22 protein-coding genes are annotated in these 16549 nt (G+C 50.4%); all 22 read right to left on the reverse strand.

What is annotated here, in order from left to right; translation table 11 throughout:
• The coding region (locus tag ABJ99_RS18635) for a DNA topoisomerase (protein ID WP_230081054.1) at positions 1-968 on the reverse strand (968 nt) is incomplete at its 3' end.
• A gap of 16 nt (positions 969-984) precedes the next feature.
• Positions 985-1188, reverse strand: a complete 204-nt coding sequence (locus ABJ99_RS27440) for an Hha/YmoA family nucleoid-associated regulatory protein (protein ID WP_069707231.1) — start codon at positions 1186-1188, stop codon at positions 985-987.
• A 4-nt stretch (positions 1189-1192) separates the two neighbouring features.
• Positions 1193-1513: a TrbM/KikA/MpfK family conjugal transfer protein gene (locus tag ABJ99_RS18640; RefSeq protein WP_020313367.1), complete on the reverse strand. Its 321-nt coding sequence runs from the start codon at positions 1511-1513 to the stop codon at positions 1193-1195.
• A complete protein-coding gene (locus ABJ99_RS18645; protein ID WP_223216146.1) occupies positions 1497-1820 on the reverse strand; it encodes a hypothetical protein in 324 nt (107 codons plus the stop codon). The genes ABJ99_RS18640 and ABJ99_RS18645 overlap by 17 nt, the downstream gene beginning before the upstream one ends.
• The gene (locus tag ABJ99_RS18650; protein ID WP_223216147.1) at positions 1817-2314 is read right to left on the reverse strand and encodes a cag pathogenicity island Cag12 family protein; all 498 of its coding nucleotides are present in this window, start codon (positions 2312-2314) and stop codon (positions 1817-1819) included. The genes ABJ99_RS18645 and ABJ99_RS18650 overlap by 4 nt, the downstream gene beginning before the upstream one ends.
• A gap of 10 nt (positions 2315-2324) precedes the next feature.
• On the reverse strand, positions 2325-3626 hold the full coding sequence (locus tag ABJ99_RS18655) for a type IV secretory system conjugative DNA transfer family protein (RefSeq protein ID WP_268243740.1): 1302 nt from the start codon (positions 3624-3626) through the stop codon (positions 2325-2327).
• Positions 3565-4149: a type IV secretory system conjugative DNA transfer family protein gene (locus tag ABJ99_RS29520; RefSeq protein WP_268243741.1), complete on the reverse strand. Its 585-nt coding sequence runs from the start codon at positions 4147-4149 to the stop codon at positions 3565-3567. The genes ABJ99_RS18655 and ABJ99_RS29520 overlap by 62 nt, the downstream gene beginning before the upstream one ends.
• Positions 4136-5182: a hypothetical protein gene (locus ABJ99_RS18660; protein WP_230081055.1), complete on the reverse strand. Its 1047-nt coding sequence runs from the start codon at positions 5180-5182 to the stop codon at positions 4136-4138. The genes ABJ99_RS29520 and ABJ99_RS18660 overlap by 14 nt, the downstream gene beginning before the upstream one ends.
• A gap of 25 nt (positions 5183-5207) precedes the next feature.
• Positions 5208-6257 carry a P-type DNA transfer ATPase VirB11 gene (gene virB11, locus ABJ99_RS18665; protein WP_054087094.1) on the reverse strand — a complete coding sequence of 350 codons (1050 nt, stop codon included), beginning with the start codon at positions 6255-6257 and terminating at the stop codon, positions 5208-5210.
• Entirely contained in the window at positions 6254-7411 is a 1158-nt protein-coding gene (gene virB10, locus ABJ99_RS18670) for a VirB10/TraB/TrbI family type IV secretion system protein (RefSeq protein ID WP_054087095.1), read from the reverse strand. The genes virB11 and virB10 overlap by 4 nt, the downstream gene beginning before the upstream one ends.
• A complete protein-coding gene (locus ABJ99_RS18675) occupies positions 7401-8318 on the reverse strand; it encodes a TrbG/VirB9 family P-type conjugative transfer protein (protein WP_230081056.1) in 918 nt (305 codons plus the stop codon). The genes virB10 and ABJ99_RS18675 overlap by 11 nt, the downstream gene beginning before the upstream one ends.
• Complete coding sequence (locus ABJ99_RS18680) at positions 8315-9001, reverse strand: VirB8 family type IV secretion system protein (RefSeq protein ID WP_054087096.1); 687 nt, start codon at positions 8999-9001, stop codon at positions 8315-8317. Before ABJ99_RS18680 ends, ABJ99_RS18675 begins: the two co-directional genes overlap by 4 nt.
• 117 nt (positions 9002-9118) lie before the next feature.
• Positions 9119-10207, reverse strand: a complete 1089-nt coding sequence (locus tag ABJ99_RS18685; RefSeq protein ID WP_054087097.1) for a TrbL/VirB6 family protein — start codon at positions 10205-10207, stop codon at positions 9119-9121.
• A 60-nt stretch (positions 10208-10267) separates the two neighbouring features.
• A complete protein-coding gene (locus tag ABJ99_RS27445; RefSeq protein ID WP_080378214.1) occupies positions 10268-10498 on the reverse strand; it encodes an EexN family lipoprotein in 231 nt (76 codons plus the stop codon).
• A 13-nt stretch (positions 10499-10511) separates the two neighbouring features.
• Positions 10512-11216: a type IV secretion system protein gene (locus ABJ99_RS18690; protein WP_230081057.1), complete on the reverse strand. Its 705-nt coding sequence runs from the start codon at positions 11214-11216 to the stop codon at positions 10512-10514.
• 11 nt (positions 11217-11227) lie between these two features.
• The gene (locus ABJ99_RS18695) at positions 11228-14017 is read right to left on the reverse strand and encodes a VirB4 family type IV secretion/conjugal transfer ATPase (protein ID WP_054087099.1); all 2790 of its coding nucleotides are present in this window, start codon (positions 14015-14017) and stop codon (positions 11228-11230) included.
• A 24-nt stretch (positions 14018-14041) separates the two neighbouring features.
• Entirely contained in the window at positions 14042-14329 is a 288-nt protein-coding gene (locus ABJ99_RS18700) for a TrbC/VirB2 family protein (RefSeq protein ID WP_054087100.1), read from the reverse strand.
• The gene (locus ABJ99_RS18705; RefSeq protein WP_054087101.1) at positions 14329-14958 is read right to left on the reverse strand and encodes a lytic transglycosylase domain-containing protein; all 630 of its coding nucleotides are present in this window, start codon (positions 14956-14958) and stop codon (positions 14329-14331) included. Before ABJ99_RS18705 ends, ABJ99_RS18700 begins: the two co-directional genes overlap by 1 nt.
• On the reverse strand, positions 14955-15272 hold the full coding sequence (locus tag ABJ99_RS18710; protein ID WP_230081063.1) for a hypothetical protein: 318 nt from the start codon (positions 15270-15272) through the stop codon (positions 14955-14957). The genes ABJ99_RS18705 and ABJ99_RS18710 overlap by 4 nt, the downstream gene beginning before the upstream one ends.
• Complete coding sequence (locus ABJ99_RS29290) at positions 15269-15862, reverse strand: hypothetical protein (protein WP_230081058.1); 594 nt, start codon at positions 15860-15862, stop codon at positions 15269-15271. The genes ABJ99_RS18710 and ABJ99_RS29290 overlap by 4 nt, the downstream gene beginning before the upstream one ends.
• Positions 15863-15895: 33 nt before the next feature.
• Positions 15896-16258 (reverse strand): hypothetical protein, encoded by a 363-nt coding sequence (locus ABJ99_RS18720; RefSeq protein WP_223216178.1) that lies wholly within the window; start codon positions 16256-16258, stop codon positions 15896-15898.
• A 67-nt stretch (positions 16259-16325) separates the two neighbouring features.
• Positions 16326-16544: a hypothetical protein gene (locus tag ABJ99_RS18725; protein ID WP_230081059.1), complete on the reverse strand. Its 219-nt coding sequence runs from the start codon at positions 16542-16544 to the stop codon at positions 16326-16328.
• Between the last annotated feature and the right edge of the window lie 5 nt (positions 16545-16549).

The following is a 16549-nucleotide window of genomic DNA, read 5'->3' on the forward strand; positions in this document are numbered from 1 at the left end:
CGGTTGTAGGTGATCGCCTTGTACTTTTCGCGCAGCGCTTGCGTGATCTCAAGCGTTTGAGCAGCGGTCAGACCAAATCGCTTGTTCATGTGCTGTTGCAGCTTAATCAAGTTAAACGGCAGCGGAGGTGTGGTTTGTTTTTCCTTGACGGCACAATCACGCACGGTGGCCGCTTGTCCCTTGCAGCGATCACCTACCCGGTCAATAGCGGCCTTATCAATCACTCGGCCTTTTTCATCCTTCAATAGGTCCTCTGAGGGTTTGAGACGCGCCGTGAAGGTGTTGCCGCCCACCGTGAACGTGCCGTCCAGGGTGTAGAAAAATGAGGACGTATGCGCCTGATTCGCGAGCCAGCGTCGGACAATCAGTCCCAGGATAGGCGTTTGCACCCGGCCAACGCTCAACACGCCCTGATAGCCTTTGGCTTGGGCTGCGATGGTATAAGCACGTGACATACTCAGGCCGTACAACAAATCACCGGCAGTACGGGCATAGGTCTTCTGATAGATGCCAAAAAAGTCGCTATTGTCTTTCAGATTGGCTAAGGACTTTTTGACCGCATTAGGGGTGTTGTCACTGATTAATACCCGTTTTACCGTTTTGGTGTACCCCGCAAAAAGAATCAGCTCGTCTACCAGCAGTTGCCCTTCATCGTCGGGGTCGCCGCCATGCACAATTTCATCCGCCTCCTTGATTAGATTAATGACGTTGCGCGTGTGATCTGCTTTGTCGGGGATGACTTCATACTGCAAGGGAAACAGATTCAACGGCAAGTCGTCTTGTTTCCACTGCTTATAGCTGGGATTGTAAGCCTCCGGATCGACAGATTTAAGCAAGTGGCCAATGCACCACGTGACTTTATCTTCTCCGCACTCAAAGTAACCGTTCTTTTTTGAAGGCTTTCCGTCTGTCAAGGCGTTTGCGATGTCCAGGGCAAGAGCGGGTTTTTCAGCGATATACAGTTTCATGATTCAACCTATATATTCATTCGATTTGTCGCCACAAATAGGGCGGAATTTTATCAAAGGAGCGACCGGTTGCTATTTCGACGCCGCGATGGTCAGCAGCCGCCAACACGGACAGCGCCTCATCAGCGGTCACTTTTTTAAGCAGCCGCTCGACCATAAAGTCGAGGGTTTCTTGTTTGCTACAACGTCGAAACTTCAACAAGTACGCTTGTTTGTTCAATGGACTAGCCCCGGACCTTACCGAATGTGTCCAGTATCATATCAGAGTAGGCCGGATCGGAACCTTCACAGCGTCCTAAAAATGCTTTCCGAGCATCAAACGTTGGTTGCGGTCTGAACTTGCCGCGTTTCTTGACTTCGATGCTGAAAAACTTCTTCTCGGCGGATTGGCAATCCGCACCACCACTATTGCCTGTCAACTTGCCGTACATGCACAGCGTGACGGTGCAAGCGTCCGTCTCACCGGCATGTGCGTAAGCGATTACGCCAAGCCAAAGGAGCAGACCCGCAAAAGCGATTCTCTGTGTCCTATTGAAGGTATTCATTTTTCAGCCCCTCATGAGGTGGTAGGGTTAAAACCTGATACAGGCTGCCCCGCAATATTTCGTTGATTTCCGTTAGGGTTACTCGCTCAGACATAAGCTCGGTATTGGACGTATCCAGCAGGCGTGCAATCTGCTGAATAGCCTCACAAAACTCACGGTCCGTCATCGTAAAGCGCTCAAACAAGGGCTGTGGCAACATGCGTTGAACTTCATACATGCGTTCATACAGCACGAGTGCATTGAGCATTAGATTTCTCCGTGTCGGTGTGCTGTAGCCTTCTCCGGAATGAAGGGTTTTAAAGTTCATTTTTGCACCTCGCCGTTTTTATGAAGCGTGATAGAGACGTTTTCACAGCCAACACAGAGCGTTGTTGCCCGGTACGTGAGACTGGAACTGGTGGTTTCGTGCTTCCACGTTCGGCTGACTGGCTGCACAGGCGTTGCCTTATGGTTGACCCTGATCGGTGCTGTAGCCCCGTGCTGTAGCAGCCATTGCTGGGTGCGTGCAGCATCCGCCAGGTTGTGGGTGTCCAGCTCGATCAGGTCCGCGTGAGCCAGTGCGTAATAGAACGCCGTGTCGTATGAGCGCTGATCGCCCTGGAAGTCGGCTAACGTCAAGCTCCAGGGGCCATTAGCCTGTGCAGACTTGATCACTTCATGGGTTACCACCAGGCGCGGCAGGCCGGTATTAACCACTTCTGGCTTCTGATCAAAATCAACGGCGACGGGTTGAGGGGGTGAAGAACATCCTCCCGCCATCCAACCGGCCACGGATAAAAAGCAAAACGCTATTTTTTTCATGGGGTGTTCCTCAAAAGTTAACATGCGCTTCTAGTTCATGCCGGGATAAGGTCAATGCCAAGTCATCCTTTGTCGGAAATTCGCCTTGACCTAATGTCGCTTTAACAGCTTGCAGCGTGGGGGAAAGTGCAATCAGTTTGTCCATAAAAAAATCATCGTTGAAGTAGTAAGCCTTTTTACAATAAATCGGGTGTTCTCCTTTGAGCAAAATGACTTCATCGTCCACAGGCAGCAATTTAAGCTCCTGCGCTAACATGAGGGGGCGCTTCTCGTCTTTTTCTGACTCACCGCGCTGTGTTTTTCCACCTATGGTTTTGCTGGTAGACTTCCATTTGGGTGACGTAAAACCCAACTCATTGGATATCTTTTCCGCGTGTTCCTGTTCACTCAACGAGAAATTGATCTTGCATGAATGGTTGGCAATCAGCGTTTTCGTACCGTTCAGACCATAAATATCGTTCAGTTGTGACAAGTCCTGAAAGATTGTTAACAGTTGCAGTTTGTAGCCTGCAATGTAGCCCGCCGCGTCCTTAACGTAGCTGATTCGCCCAATGGAAGGGAATTCATCCATCAGAAACAAAGCGTTCAATTTGAGGGATGGATCAAAATCAGGATTTTCACTCAGGTTTACTTTGAGTGCGCAGTTGAAGAATAGATTGAGGATAACGGGAGCGATTTTCACATCCTCCGGCAAGACGCCTAAATACACCGTCATTTTTTCGCGGCGCAACTGCCTAAAGTCAAAGTCGTTTTTGTCTGTCGCCTTTCTGACATTAGGCAAGGTGAAAAGGCGCAACTCTTTCTCAAACGTTCCCGTCACACTGCCTTTCACATCATCGCCCAGCAGGGAAAAGCTTTTTAGCTTGTCGTGCGCGCCCTGGACGACATGCACGATGGATTCAGGACAGGTCGTAGGCGAGGGTGCGTCCACAAGTGCTTCCGACAGAGCCTCAATAATGTCATCCACGGTCACTTGATAGTAAACATCCAGTGCCGTCCCTATAGAGAACAGAGGCTTGATGTTAAAAGTCCGCAATTGACCCGGCTGGTAGGTCAATAAATACCAAAGCGCCGAGACATAAGCCACAAACAGACTTTGAGCAGCGGTGTTGAAGTGCTTTTCAGCGCCCGTTGTACTGTCGGTGTTGTAGAAGATTTCGGCGATGCCGAGTAAATCCGACAGCCCCTTGCTGTGGCTCAGGTCTACGTACACCAATGGGTTCATGCCGTGCGACTTCTCATCAAACGGGTTAAACAGAAAAATCTTGTTTCCCAACACCTTTTGCCGATAGCGGCTGGTGAGTTGTAGCACCCTGTTTTAAATCCAGGATGATTGCAGAACCCAACCACAGCATCAGGTTAGCGATCACCACGGCGGCCCCCTTGCCAGAGCGACTCCCTGCACCGAGGGATACAAAGTCAGGCTGGACATAACGCAGCAGCTTACCTTTGTACTTACCGATCACAATGCCCTTTCCGTTGTCATCCCCCCAGGTGACTGACTTTGACTGACGGATATCGCGCTCAGTGGCGAAGCGCGCATCACCGTGCAGCGTTTGCTTGGGAGTTCCGTTGAGCTTTATCAGCGCAAGCACAGGCAATGTCAAAGAGGCCACAAAGCCGATGCCCAAGGCTGCGAATGCACTGACCCTTATTTCGGTGTTAGACGTGCTTGAAAATATGGCTTCCCACAGTTTTCCATATTGCCACAGCGAAACGATTTTCAGCGGCGGCACACCGTTTAGCCAATAGACCACAACGCTCGCAATCAAGGTGCTAAGGCCCAGGCACACCAGCAAAAGGAAAAGGGTCTGCGTTTTATTAAAGCGTTTCATGGCGATCTACCCTCAAGCCAGGACTGAACTTGACCAATGCGTCGAGGCGTAAAGCAACTGCCGCCGCCATGGCTAGCGCCTCAGACATATCGGGTACCCAGGGGGTGATGTCGTTCAATTCATAAGGTTGACCCGCCATGAAGGTAAGTGAAAAACTTCCCTCTGCGCCGTCCAAATCAAAGGCCAGATACTCGTCTCCCTTGAACCGGTACGGATGAAGGCAAGCGGTGATCTGTCCCTTGATCGCCAACCGCGCTTGATTTGAAATGTCTTCGATCCACATTTCAACATGCTCTAGATATGAGTTGTTGCCATTCATATCCAAGCGGCTCACCTCCATGCTATCTGCACAACAGGATTGCTCGATGTGTATGGCTTCCCCAATGTGGTCGCCAAAAGCGAGTTCCAGCCACGAATCATTGGCGCTTTCCAGCGTTACGATATCGTAGTCCCTTTTTAAGGCATTGATGATCCATCGCGTCCAGGGTTGACACACCTCGCTCAAAGGCTGCACTGCTTTGAGATGGGCCAGCGCTTCATACGCTTCATCCATCAACGGTCGATAACCTGGCAAGGCATCGAAGCGATAGCCTAAAGGAGCGCCTTCGAACTCAGCGAAACAGGTCAGACTTAACCCTAGCCCGCTTAACGGTCCAGAATACGGTTCATTCGTCTCAAAGACCCCCTCTACCATCCAATCACCCAACGCATCATCATGTTCGGGCGCTGCCACTGGGACGATCTGACACGCCAAGCGCTGCTTTAATGCGTAGACCTCGCTGTGTAAGAAGTCTCGAATTTCGTTTTCGGTTCTTCTGAAAAATTCCTTTTCTGCTGCCTGCATCGCCTCTTCCACCGAGAAAAAGACTCTCCTCCCTTCCTCGCGGCAAATACTAAAAACCCACCTCTCAGCCGATGGAAATCGTTCATCTGCCGCACTGTCGGATTCTTCTAGGGGCCGAACAAAAATCCACGGCTTAGTCGGGTGAACAAGAATCGCCGGGTTAGTCGGGTGCCTGATAGCATCCATCATGTCTATTCTCCTCGTTCAGCTGCTGTTATGCAGCCAGGTAGCGTTCTTGATCGAACGCCTTGAAATAAATCTCACCCATTCTCCGTACGTCACCCGACACGTCCACATGACAGATAATGTCAGTGCTGTTCAGAATTTTTCGTCTCAGCACTGCATAGGGTAGCATTTGACATTCTGTATTTTGGTAGCAGCGTTCAATCAAGCCATCAATGGCTTCCTCCACTGAACCTGAGTGAATGGACGTCATACTGCCCCCATGACCGGAACTGACCACCTTGTAAAAGTCCCATGTTTCACCGCCACGCACTTCGGCCAGAAAAATACGGTCTGGATTCATGCGAAAACACGACTTCAACAGGCTCGCCGAGGTCACAATGGCCCCCGGTTTGTTGCTGGCCTCTGAGGGGTAGAACAGGTGCACGTAATTTTTATGTGTCCAGAATTTAATCTCCGGTGTGTCTTCGATCGTGATGATGCGAACGTAGCCTGGAACAAAGGCCATCAACGTTTTCATGTACGTGGTTTTTCCGGATCCTGTCGCACCCGCAAACACGATGGTTTTACCCATTTTCACAGCCAGCTCCATGAATTCATCAATGCGCTTGTGTTTGTACAGATTGCGCAAACGTTGCTCATCCACGCTTTCCTTTTTCTCCAGTGCAATCTGGCTGTAGAACCCGCCATCAATGTATTTCTGATGCGGTATCTGCTGATCAGTGGGCACCCTAATCGTAATCGAGTATGTGCCCCTTTCGCAGGCTGGGTAACACACTGCCTGGACCCGTTCGCCAGACTCCAGCGTGGCTGAAAGCACAGGCTTGGTATCGCTGATATCGTCATCATTGTATTTAGCTAACGTCTTGCCAAACCGCTCACACGCCGCCAGGGTAATTTTGGGGTTTTCTACAAAGCTCCATTCGCCATGTATTTTTAGAAAAGCACCGCCAGGGCGATTCACTGCAATTTCCGTCAGGCCAGTTATACCCAGATAATCACCAAACATACCCTTTTTGTAAAAATCCAGAGAGCGATTAGTCACTGCGCTATCGCTATTAACCGTTACTGCCGTGTTCATTTTTTAAGCCTCACCGTGTAAACGCCAGAAAAATCGATATCTCGGCCGACCATGATGCCAATGATATCGCCTTGATTCTTGTAGATCGTCGGGGGAATGTTGATCGAGTTTTCTAACGCAGTGTTCGACATCTCGGCAATGGCTTCCCGCGAATTGGCGGTGTAATCGGTATTTTGATCTTTTTTCAGGCCGTTATTCGAAACGACATCACCTGATGTTTGCACCAATGCCAGCATCAACGCGCCTTTGAAGCGATCCCAAAAGTGTTCATCAACCCAGCCGCTAATACCGGATTCACCCAGTTGGCCGGTTGCCTGCGTATCAATCAGCGAAACCTTTTTAAAGTCTCGGGTCCGCAGCTCCGAAAAGAGGACCGCCATGTGTGCCTGCCCCTGATTCAGCGTTCCGGTTTTGTACCAACCAAAAGCCTTGGTGCCCTTTTCAATCAGCTTGACCTTGCCGTTCGCGCTGTAAACGTCCTCGGAAATGATGCATGAAATACGACCGGCCACGTCAGAGACAAACCGATATAGCAAGGAGCAAGGGATGTACGTATTTTCCTCGATGTACAGGTTAGGGTCCATGGCGATGGACTCGACCTTCATGCTTTTCACGGCGTCGGCACCTGAGTCTGCATGAGCGCCCTTGTCAGTGCTTGGCACTTCACTTGTCTGCGTAGGCACGCTACTCGACGCGCTGTCCGTAGGCAAGCTTGTGGAGCTGCTACCGTCGTGCGCAGCAATAGACAGGTACTTCTGAAAGTGCAACGGTGCTGCCGGTGTTTGGGCCGTACCACCCTTGCCAGCCGTCATCCCCTCTGCCGTCTTGCCGTCAGCCGTAGTCGCGACCACTTCTTTCTCAAAAAACTGCGTGTTCTGGCCCAGGTCTGCACGACGCTTTGCAGAGGTCACGCTGCTTTCGGGGGCCTTGGCAACAGGCTCATCCGCCGTTTCGTCCTTATACAGTCCGTAGAGCTTGAACCCGAAATAGCCCAGCAAGATCAGCACGACGCAGCCACCCAGCAGCTTATAAATCATGGGCAAACGGTGGGTGCGCTTGTGTGTGTTGATTTCCGGCTCCGGCGATCCCTGGACAACACTGACTGTTTCGTTCGCTTGTTCGGCTTCACCGTCCGTAACGCTGTTATTGGCCATTGTTCACCTCGACGCGCTCGACCTCGGTAGAGCTGGTACTTTTGTAGGGCGTCATCACCTTGCCAAACGACTGATTGACCACGCCTATCACCTGTTCACCATGACGCAACACAAAGTCTTTTTTCAGGTCATGAATGACCATGACTTTGTAATTACCTTTTTGGTAAACGGAAAAATTAACCACCTGCTCTTTGCCGTTCAGGTACAAAAAGGCACTCGGAAATATCTTGCCTGGTGCAAACCCGATATAAGTCATCACTCCATCGTCATAGGCAAAATCAGGCGTGATGTTCTGGCTGTCCTTCCCGGCGCGCATAAAATAATCCCAATTTCGCGGCGCTTGGCCGTTTTCGAGCTTTTGCGCAATCACTTTCTTTTCTTGCGCAGCCTGAAACGCTTTTTCACGTGCCCGCTCTTCTTGGTCGGCTTTCAAGCGTGCATCGTCAGGGTAGGTGTAGTTCACCACCAAAGACGGTTCACGCTTGCTGCCTTCTTCCAACAGCATCAATTCAAGGCTGTAGTTTTTTTTGTTGGTGGATACGAACAGATTGGTACGCCAATCAGAAGAAACGGGCGAAAACACTTTTTTGACTTTGGTCACTTCACCGTTTTCACCTTCAACGTCCTGTTCCTGTATCACAGGCCGCGGACTGATCGAAATTTTGTTCCCGTCAGCCGTGATCGACCATCCTGGGTCAAATCCCGTTTTTGGAACCCCGACAACCACTTCATCATCGCCAAAAATAACCGTACTCACAAACCCCAACCGGGTATACACCACCGTAATATTGGCTGGGTTATAGGCTACCTTCTGCATACGAAAATCGTATGCACTGGATTGCGGAATCGAGGCGGCGTGACTTAAAGCAGGGAAAATCAATAACGCCAATAAACAGACATGTTTCATTGCCCACCTCGCATTTCCTTCTCGACCCGATACTCGACCACTGTAAACCCTAGCGGATTGGTGGTTCTGACTTCCTCAGTCATGACTTTAGGCGGCACCATGCGAAACGTCACCCGTGCGGTGTAGTATTCCGTGGTGATCATTCCGCTTCTCAGGTTTTTAATGTGCTTGGCAAAACGGATGGTGGCGACCTTGTCCGGGAAATTGGCCTCCACCACCGGATTGGAAATAATGTCGATGGTCACCACATTGGCTGCATCCTGATAAACCTTGTCAGGGGCGTTCGGACCGGCAAAATACTCAATGTAGTCCGCTGTCACGGCTTCAGAGCTGTACAGCGGCACCATGTCGTAATCGGTTTGCGAGGAATAATAATTGTATCGCTCACGCAATGTGACGTAGAGCGAAGCAAAATATTTGTCCTGAGCGGCTTCCTGGCTGATGTTGTTCACGACCACGCTGTTATACGTCTCCGACCGCCCAGTGGATTTATCGATCACCACCGGCACCACCACAGTTTTATTCAACAGCAATGCCACGTACAGAGCGCCGACGCTCAAGACTGCCACTAGAATGGCCGTCCATGCCACTTGCCAAGCGGTTTTCTTGGACTGCTCATTTTCGAGCGAAAGCTGGCTTTCAAATGTCTTGGCGGTTTCCAATAAGTCCTGTTTAACGCTCATAATCAATCACCTGGCTTTTGTTGATGGGCACAAGGTCACCGGTCACGTCAGCGGGAAGCTGTTGTTTTTGTGTGCAACCGACAGCACATGAAAAACACACAATCATTAAAAATACTCTCATGGGTTGTTGTTCCTCGCTTTCATGTTTTCAACTGCCTGCTTGGACATTTTCTGCAATGCTTTATAACCCTCACCTCCATATTTGTAGGCTCCAGCTGCAAAATCATCGGCCCTGCCCAATTGCTTACCCGCCCACTCGGACCCTCCTTTTGTTTTGGCATCGCCGCCTTGCGCGATTCCCTTGCCTACTCCTTTGCCGAACTTCATGCCCTCACCTAGCGTCTTAGAAGCACCCCACCCGGCAGCTCCCAACCCCATAGCAGCCATACCCTGCACCGCCCCTTCCATGCCGACCCCGGCAATTTGCATTGCGAATTTAGCGGACAACAACACCATCCCACCGGTTAACAACCCAGCAACACAAGCTAAAGCGCCCATAGTTATTAAATTTGACTCAGTTGCTTGAGCAGTAACCTGAGTTAAGATTTTTACCATGAAATTAACACCTATATTAATCACCAGCGAAGCAAACATAACCGTCAAAATGCTTGAAAATATTAATTGCAGCCAGTTATTAAACATAGTCCTCAAAAAACCAAACATAAGACAAAATATAAACAATGGTGCTGTCATACCCAAAAGTAGCATTGTTACATCAGCAGCAAAAAAAACGAACCCGGCGACCAACATCAACGTAATGGAGCCGATCCAAACAAGCAAAGCACCAACCCCCCCATCAATTTTTACATACTTTGAGGTATCTAGGTTCTTAATCGCAGACGCTAATGCTTGAGTTTGCGACCAAATACTATCCAATTTAGCCCATACGCCGCCTGCCTGATTTCCTGATAATCCGTCTTTCAAACCTTGCATGGCATCTAGTGTGGCCGTGAGATAGCCATTGGTATTTTCGATAAAAGCCAAAATAATTCCAATCTTAGCTAGATTCCACACCACATCTTGTAGAGGGGTTTGTATTTTCCCCGCAAGCGTCTGATATCCCATCCACAACACGTAAAATGTAATCGCGCCGGAAATAAAAACAGCAACGGCTTGTACGTATACATTTGAGGTGGCTTGACCAGCCACCTTGATAGCATCCATTATTTCTGAATTAAACCTTACAAAAAATCCGTCGCCCGACATGGCATGTACCTTTATTTTAAAATGCCGCGCCGCTAGATCGCGGCACTACGCCATAATGGATTATTTTTTCTGTAGAAGGCCTTTTAAGGCCTTAGAAGCCTCTGATGAGGCATGCGCCCTTCTTGAGCTTTCGCAATTCTCACTTGCTGAGCCAGACTTTTCGCAATCGGCATATACTTCGGCTAATTCTTTGGGATGATCCAAAAACCATTTTGGTGTTTTCACCTCTTCGGAACATCCAGAAAGAAACACGACGCCCAGTACACAATACACCACCATTACCTTTTTCATGCTTTACCCTTTTTCAATTGAATGTAGGAATAAGCGCATTTGATTGTTGCTTTTCATACGCGGCCTTTCTTTTTTCCTCCCATACAATATTAGCCGCTTTAGCCTGTTCTGTCGCCATGCTCCACTCTAATTGAAGGGCATTAAGTTCAACGGCCTTGAGGTTCACGGCGTTGGCCAAGTCCTGCGACTCTTTAGAATCCTTGGCATTCTGCGCCCGGTCGGCAAGCTTTTGTATGGAGCTTACCTTTCTTGAAAATGAATCACTCACGCTCTCGGCTCGCTCGATCAGGTTCAATTTACTGGCAATCGCCCCTTGGCAAGAGTCAATCATTTGCACGCTCAGCCCCTTGCAGGAGTCCATCAGCCCGTACTTGTTTGCCAGCGCCGCATATTCACCTTGCAGCAGGCCGCCAACAGAGATTAAGGCGTCTTTAGCATCCTTAACGTCGTTATAAACGGTTACACCCTCGTTTTTCAGTGCTTTGGCCTCTTCCAGAAACTCACCAATGTGACGAACGCCAGTGGCAGTCGCCAACTGATCCTTGTACGCGGTCAGTTCGCTTTTATACTGTTTGACCGTCTCTCCCCACTGTTTCAACAACTGCGCCCATTCGACCGCCCGCTTGGCCGCCGCTGGGTTGTCGGCAACGGGGATGCCTATCACGGCAAAAGCAGAGCTTGTGAACAATACAGCGCACAACGCGATAATGTTTTTCATGATCCAATCACTCAAATCGCGAGTTTCAGGTAAGCATCAAGCCACTCATCAGGCTTCATACCGTCTTTAAACAGGCTGTCGAATATCTCAAGGTTGGGCGCACTGGAACTCAACACTTTTGTGTAGACGCCCAGACCTGAGAGGTCCAACGTCACCAGCGCATAAAAATCCGTGTTATCGCCTTCTTTGAGGCTGCTTTTTCTCACGACCATCTGGCGCGAACCGGGGTCTAGCTTTTTGATAATCCAGTACGCTTCTGGCGTCACCCCCAGCTCATCCACATAATCGGCGTATACGGCATTAGGGTTAGCCAGGTAAAAAGCAGTGCTGCACACCTCGATGACCGCTCGCGCAATGTCGCTTTTAATCACCTCGTCCGGCGATTGCGTAGCGGGTACTACAAACCCGTTGAGCTTACGAATGGTCTTGAGCTTGTTGTAGACAAAGTCTTTGAAGGCTACGTCACCGAGCCATTTCCAGAACTCATCGAGAAAAATCACCATTCGCCGCCCATCGAGTAACTGTGTTACCCGATACAGCAGGTAAAAGGAAATCGGCGTACAGGTGTCGTTGTCGTCCAAAAACTCCGTACCGTCGATACCAAAGGTCGAGCTGATGTCCGGGTTAAACGTGTCCACGGCATTGTCGAACACCCAGCCAAACGGACCACCCTGCGCCCAAAGACTCAGACGAGCCACCAGGCCGTTGTTCCTGACCGCCTCTGTGGCTGCTTCGCTCATATGCTCCAGCATCCGGGTGATCCCGTACTGGCGGTTCTCGATGGGCTCCATGTCAAACACCGCGTTCACGCTTTCGCTGATCGTCTTTTCGTCGAGGCTGGTGATGGTTTCACTGTTACGTGTCACCAGCAGCTTGATCAGCGATTTGACCATGGCCAGATTGCGCTTGTTCTTAGGCAGGTAAAACGGGTTCCAGCCTGTAGGTTCGCCTGTCTTAACGGCGTAGTACTCTCCCCCCAATGCCCGAATATTGATTTCTGCACCACGGTCCTTGTCGAAAAATACGGTCGTGAGCTTTTTGGTCTTGGCACTGGGCGAAAAACTCTCGGGTTTTGCGTACTTTTGCAGCATGTTCAAGACAAAGCTCAGTGTCATGGTTTTACCCACACCGGCGGTGCCCAGCACCAGCAAGTTTGCCAGTGTTTTCTCGTCGAAATCGTCCGCGAAGAAATCAACGTTATGCGCGTTCAGGTAATACGCCTGTTTGCTCGGGGTCTTGAGGATGGCAATCGCCTCTCCCCAGGGGGTTTTATTGCGTTTACCGGTGTAGAAATTGTGGAACGAGGCCAGCTCCGCAAAATTGGCACTGCTGATCGGCGCAAGGCGCGGACGCAGGTGGTAGATACCCGGAAGCTGTGCACAGAACGCCGGGATCAGTGAGGCGCTGGAAAGCGTCATGATCAGGCCAATGTCGGTAAACCCGGTGATCAGCTTGTTGGTATCGCGCACCAGTTTCTCAACCGAATCGGCGTACACAAACAACGTAAAGTGATACTTGCCGAAGGACACAACGCCAGAAGTGACATCATCTTTGGCATGGACGAGTTCTGCCTGCTGTGACAGCGCGTCGTCGTCCACACTTTTCAGCTTCTTGGCCACCGCTGATATGTGTTTCAGAGCCTCAGCCTTCGACATCAGCGTGAACGATTGCGTCATCACGTATTCAACATCGGCATACAGCAGTACGTTTAAAATGCCATTCACGATACCACGACTCGAGAAGTCTTTAATCTCCAGCGAGCGAAAAAATCGTGTGTGCTGGTGACTACTCATTTGCCCCGTCTCAGGGCCAAAAAACACGTCCTTGCTGCCCAGCACCTCGTACAGCGGCGTTTTCGTCGTGCGTATTTTCTGCCGTACGCCACTGATCAGGAAGTTGTAAAACGACACCTGACTGGAGTAAACCACGCCATTTTCCTCAAAGCAGCCCAGCGGGTAGGCCGTGTAACGGCTCAATGCCGAACCCAGACGCCCCCTGAATTCCTCCATTTCTGCAATCGAGTTATCCAACACCTGTCTTTTCTGTGCCAAATCCAGACGCTTGTTGTCTGCCCGGTCAAGTTTTCCGAAGGGCTTATAGGCCATCGTCAGATAGAGCGTGTTGGCCTTGAACGTGTCCTTTTCGATCCCTTCGTAGTACAAGCGGCTCACCGTGTCGGCAAACGCATTGCCCGAATCGCTTGTAAAGCCGTCATAGAAGCTCTCACGGGCATTATGCACATAGAATGTCACCGGGTAGCCCGCAAACGACTTGATCAGCGTGTTGACGGTTTCCGTTGTTCTGGCCAGTGAGTCATCCGACTCGAACTCGAATGCAGTGCCCAGCACCTGCCACGTGGCGACCAAGTCGCCGTCTTTGGTTTTTACGATATGGTCCGACACAGGTGACGAATAGGGAATGATGTTCTCAAACGGGGTTCTTTCGTTCAGTTTCATTTGGGTCATAAACTCCTGTACGTCCACGGCATCGTATTGGTTTGCCAAGATGGCCGGGGTTTTGAAAAATTCTCCGGAGAGGCTGTCCATGGTCGGAAGTTTCAAACGACCTGCCGTATGCTTGTTAAATCGCGACCTTAATTTCAGGTACAACAGGTTGTAGTAAAACTCATCCTTTTTCGTCGGCACACCAAGCGCATAGACGGCAATGGGTATCATCAACCAAAAAATCTTGGTCGTGTACATCCCAAGCAAAAACAAAAAGGCAACAACCACGAAAAACAGGCCGACAGGAACCCCGCAATACAGCGCAGGTCGCCTCAGTGCTTTGTAAAAATGACTCATTTCGTCACCTTGGCTTCTCTGCCATTAACCGACCATCATCCGTGCCACTTCCGAAGCTGATGCAATGATGATGGCGCCAATAATGATGGGCGCACACTCGCGCAAGGTGTTGCCTGCAAACAGGACCTTGTAGCCCACCCAGAGCACGGCAATGGTGACGGTCACAAGCGACAATCCCAGCAGCCCCGCTGATACTTTATCGAGTAACGTACTCGCCTTGGTAAAGCCATCGGCCATGGCAGGTACAGAGGCGACCAGCCCCCCAGCAGGCAAGCACCGCTTAATCAAGCGTTTGATATTTTTCATTTCCATCAGTCAACACCTCGCAAAATTTTGGTAGGTTTATCATCAACAATCAATGTGCTTTTCAACACACCCTCCGGATACACAATCCTCACCCGCGCCGACTTCGTGCTGTTCTTGGCGCGGTCAGAATCGTGTCTTTGACCCAATGCAAATTTTTCTTTATCTGCTTTTGTGCTGGGCACCACGTATCTATTTTCGGCGTCATACCCAATCCGCTGAACATAGCTGGAATCCGAGAATGCCTTTTCTTCTCTGGCACCTGCCTCAAAATTACCCGAGTAGTAACAACTCAAAGCGCGTGGCAAGGTCTTTCCACGGACATAGCAATCGGTCATGACCTTTTCGAATACGGACAGATTCGTACAGGGATCGAGCAACCTTTCAGGCGTTACGCCATATTTTAAAAAATTGGACCGATTAATCTGCATCAACCCCACCGAATAGTTTCTCCCTTCACGCTCAAGCTGATTAATCTTGAGCAATGCGTCCTCTTTGGTATTCGGCATCAACCCGTTACTGCCCACGACGCCGATGGCATAGGGGTTCATGCTGCTTTCCACCTTTGCCACGTCCCTCACCGTATCCGGGTGCACCGTAGCCGCACAGGACAATAGCAAAGGGATAAGCTCGATCATGGTTGTTGCTCTGCCCCTATGTGCTGTGAATCTGAGGCCGAAGCTCTCCCCATCCTGAACACAAGCAAACCTACGCCAATAAACCCTGCCATCAAAAAAATAAGCCAGTGCACTGCCTTGTCCTGAAAAAACGTCAAAAACTCAGAAAACGTTGCTGTGGCTGGATCAGCCGATAGTAGGAAAGCCAGCGCCATGCCCGCTATCGAAAAGGCAAGTCCCCTATAAAAGCAAACGATTACCCAGGCTAAATAGATCATTCCCCACTCTCCTTGCATTACGGCGACGGCGATGTCGCGATCATTGTTCAGTTTCACTTCCAAAATGGAGTCATAGGCACACGCTGGGTCATGAGCTTGTCGCTACCATGCTCAGCATTGAAAGCCTCATACTTCTCGATGTTCTCCTTGCAGAACGCCTCTAGCGCATCGGCTTCCAGGCATGGCGAGTAAGCGAGCCACGGCTCTTCCGAATCATCCAAAAATTGCTCAGTGCCATCCGCATAAATCACGATGGGCACCCCTCCCAAAAGCATTTCCACATCAGTAGTGAAGGGCGCGGTTTCGGAGCCGAACGGGTCAAAAACAATTTCGGCCCCGGCTTGCATGGCCTTGAACAGTAAGTTACGTCGATTTTTAGGCCGTTCATACTCAATCAACGCTACTCGGCCATCGGCGTATACTTCAAAATCCTGACTGCACCTGTCGCACGTCTCTGACCTGCACGGCACATCCATCTGCCGCACTACGGTGATTTGGGTAGTAACCGTGTGCTGGCAGGCCGGGCAAGCTACGTCAAGTGCGCCGCCTTGTGGCCAAGGGTTCGAAGCACCCTTATCACTGCCAACGTGGAACTCGGTTCGTAAGCACTGCGGGAGGGGCGGCAGCTGATCGGTTTTATCAGTCATTGGCTCGGTCCTTTGTTAAAGGGGTATCCGGATTTAGCTGTGGGCAACCACAGAAGCAAAAATCGGGTGCCGTTCCAAAATGGGCGCAATCTGCATCAAGACTTTCTTGGCCTCGGAAAATGCTTTCTCCCAACGTTCCAGATCGTGCACCGTCACAGCAGTAGATCCGCTACATAGCTTGCGGCTAATGCTGTCTCGCCGTGCCTGCGCTCCCTCGCAATCGAAAAGCGCGGCCTTTACGTCAGGCGCTTGTAGGGCAACCGTCGCACTGTCGTACTGACGGTCTTCGATGCTTGGCAACCTTAAAACCGCCCGTACCTCATTGCTCGCGTCCATACGTTTCCGACCTCTTCGTGGTGCAGGTGATTTTTCAGTTTTCACGATTTCATTTGTCATCGTTCATTTTCCAGAAAGCGGATTTAGTTGTGGGCAAACACAGCCAAATCTGGATAGCCTATCTCTCTTAATGGGTTTCGGTGTCAGAGCAACCACCCCTGCATGAGCCCTCTTTGAGCTGGATAGTTGTCGTGAAATTAGCCATGACGGCATCGCCGAATGCCTTCGCTTGCGCCGGGGAGAGCCGGGTAAGGTCGGACGTGTCGCGCTTTACGATTTGCCTGACCTGTGAACGATCCAAGAGCACGGCGATTCCGGCATCTTTTTCCACGTCAGCACTCTTCATGGGAA

The organism is Pseudomonas syringae pv. cilantro, assembly GCF_001293775.1.
Lineage (GTDB): Bacteria > Pseudomonadota > Gammaproteobacteria > Pseudomonadales > Pseudomonadaceae > Aquipseudomonas > Aquipseudomonas syringae_P.

Coding starts and splice junctions, on each gene's coding strand:
- ABJ99_RS18700 (WP_054087100.1), bottom strand. CDS start 14,329: ATGGAAATGAAAAATATCAAACGCTTGATTAAGCGGTGCTTGCCTGCT.
- virB11 (WP_054087094.1), bottom strand. CDS start 6,257: ATGAACACGGCAGTAACGGTTAATAGCGATAGCGCAGTGACTAATCGC.
- ABJ99_RS18695 (WP_054087099.1), bottom strand. CDS start 14,017: ATGAGTCATTTTTACAAAGCACTGAGGCGACCTGCGCTGTATTGCGGG.
- ABJ99_RS27445 (WP_080378214.1), bottom strand. CDS start 10,498: ATGAAAAAGGTAATGGTGGTGTATTGTGTACTGGGCGTCGTGTTTCTT.
- ABJ99_RS29520 (WP_268243741.1), bottom strand. CDS start 4,149: ATGAAACGCTTTAATAAAACGCAGACCCTTTTCCTTTTGCTGGTGTGC.
- ABJ99_RS18675 (WP_230081056.1), bottom strand. CDS start 8,318: ATGAAACATGTCTGTTTATTGGCGTTATTGATTTTCCCTGCTTTAAGT.
- ABJ99_RS18685 (WP_054087097.1), bottom strand. CDS start 10,207: ATGTCGGGCGACGGATTTTTTGTAAGGTTTAATTCAGAAATAATGGAT.
- ABJ99_RS29290 (WP_230081058.1), bottom strand. CDS start 15,862: ATGACTGATAAAACCGATCAGCTGCCGCCCCTCCCGCAGTGCTTACGA.
- ABJ99_RS18705 (WP_054087101.1), bottom strand. CDS start 14,958: ATGATCGAGCTTATCCCTTTGCTATTGTCCTGTGCGGCTACGGTGCAC.
- ABJ99_RS18650 (WP_223216147.1), bottom strand. CDS start 2,314: ATGAAAAAAATAGCGTTTTGCTTTTTATCCGTGGCCGGTTGGATGGCG.
- ABJ99_RS18680 (WP_054087096.1), bottom strand. CDS start 9,001: ATGAGCGTTAAACAGGACTTATTGGAAACCGCCAAGACATTTGAAAGC.
- ABJ99_RS18660 (WP_230081055.1), bottom strand. CDS start 5,182: ATGATGGATGCTATCAGGCACCCGACTAACCCGGCGATTCTTGTTCAC.
- virB10 (WP_054087095.1), bottom strand. CDS start 7,411: ATGGCCAATAACAGCGTTACGGACGGTGAAGCCGAACAAGCGAACGAA.
- ABJ99_RS18720 (WP_223216178.1), bottom strand. CDS start 16,258: ATGACAAATGAAATCGTGAAAACTGAAAAATCACCTGCACCACGAAGA.
- ABJ99_RS18690 (WP_230081057.1), bottom strand. CDS start 11,216: ATGAAAAACATTATCGCGTTGTGCGCTGTATTGTTCACAAGCTCTGCT.
- ABJ99_RS18640 (WP_020313367.1), bottom strand. CDS start 1,513: ATGAATACCTTCAATAGGACACAGAGAATCGCTTTTGCGGGTCTGCTC.
- ABJ99_RS18645 (WP_223216146.1), bottom strand. CDS start 1,820: ATGAACTTTAAAACCCTTCATTCCGGAGAAGGCTACAGCACACCGACA.
- ABJ99_RS18725 (WP_230081059.1), bottom strand. CDS start 16,544: ATGAAGAGTGCTGACGTGGAAAAAGATGCCGGAATCGCCGTGCTCTTG.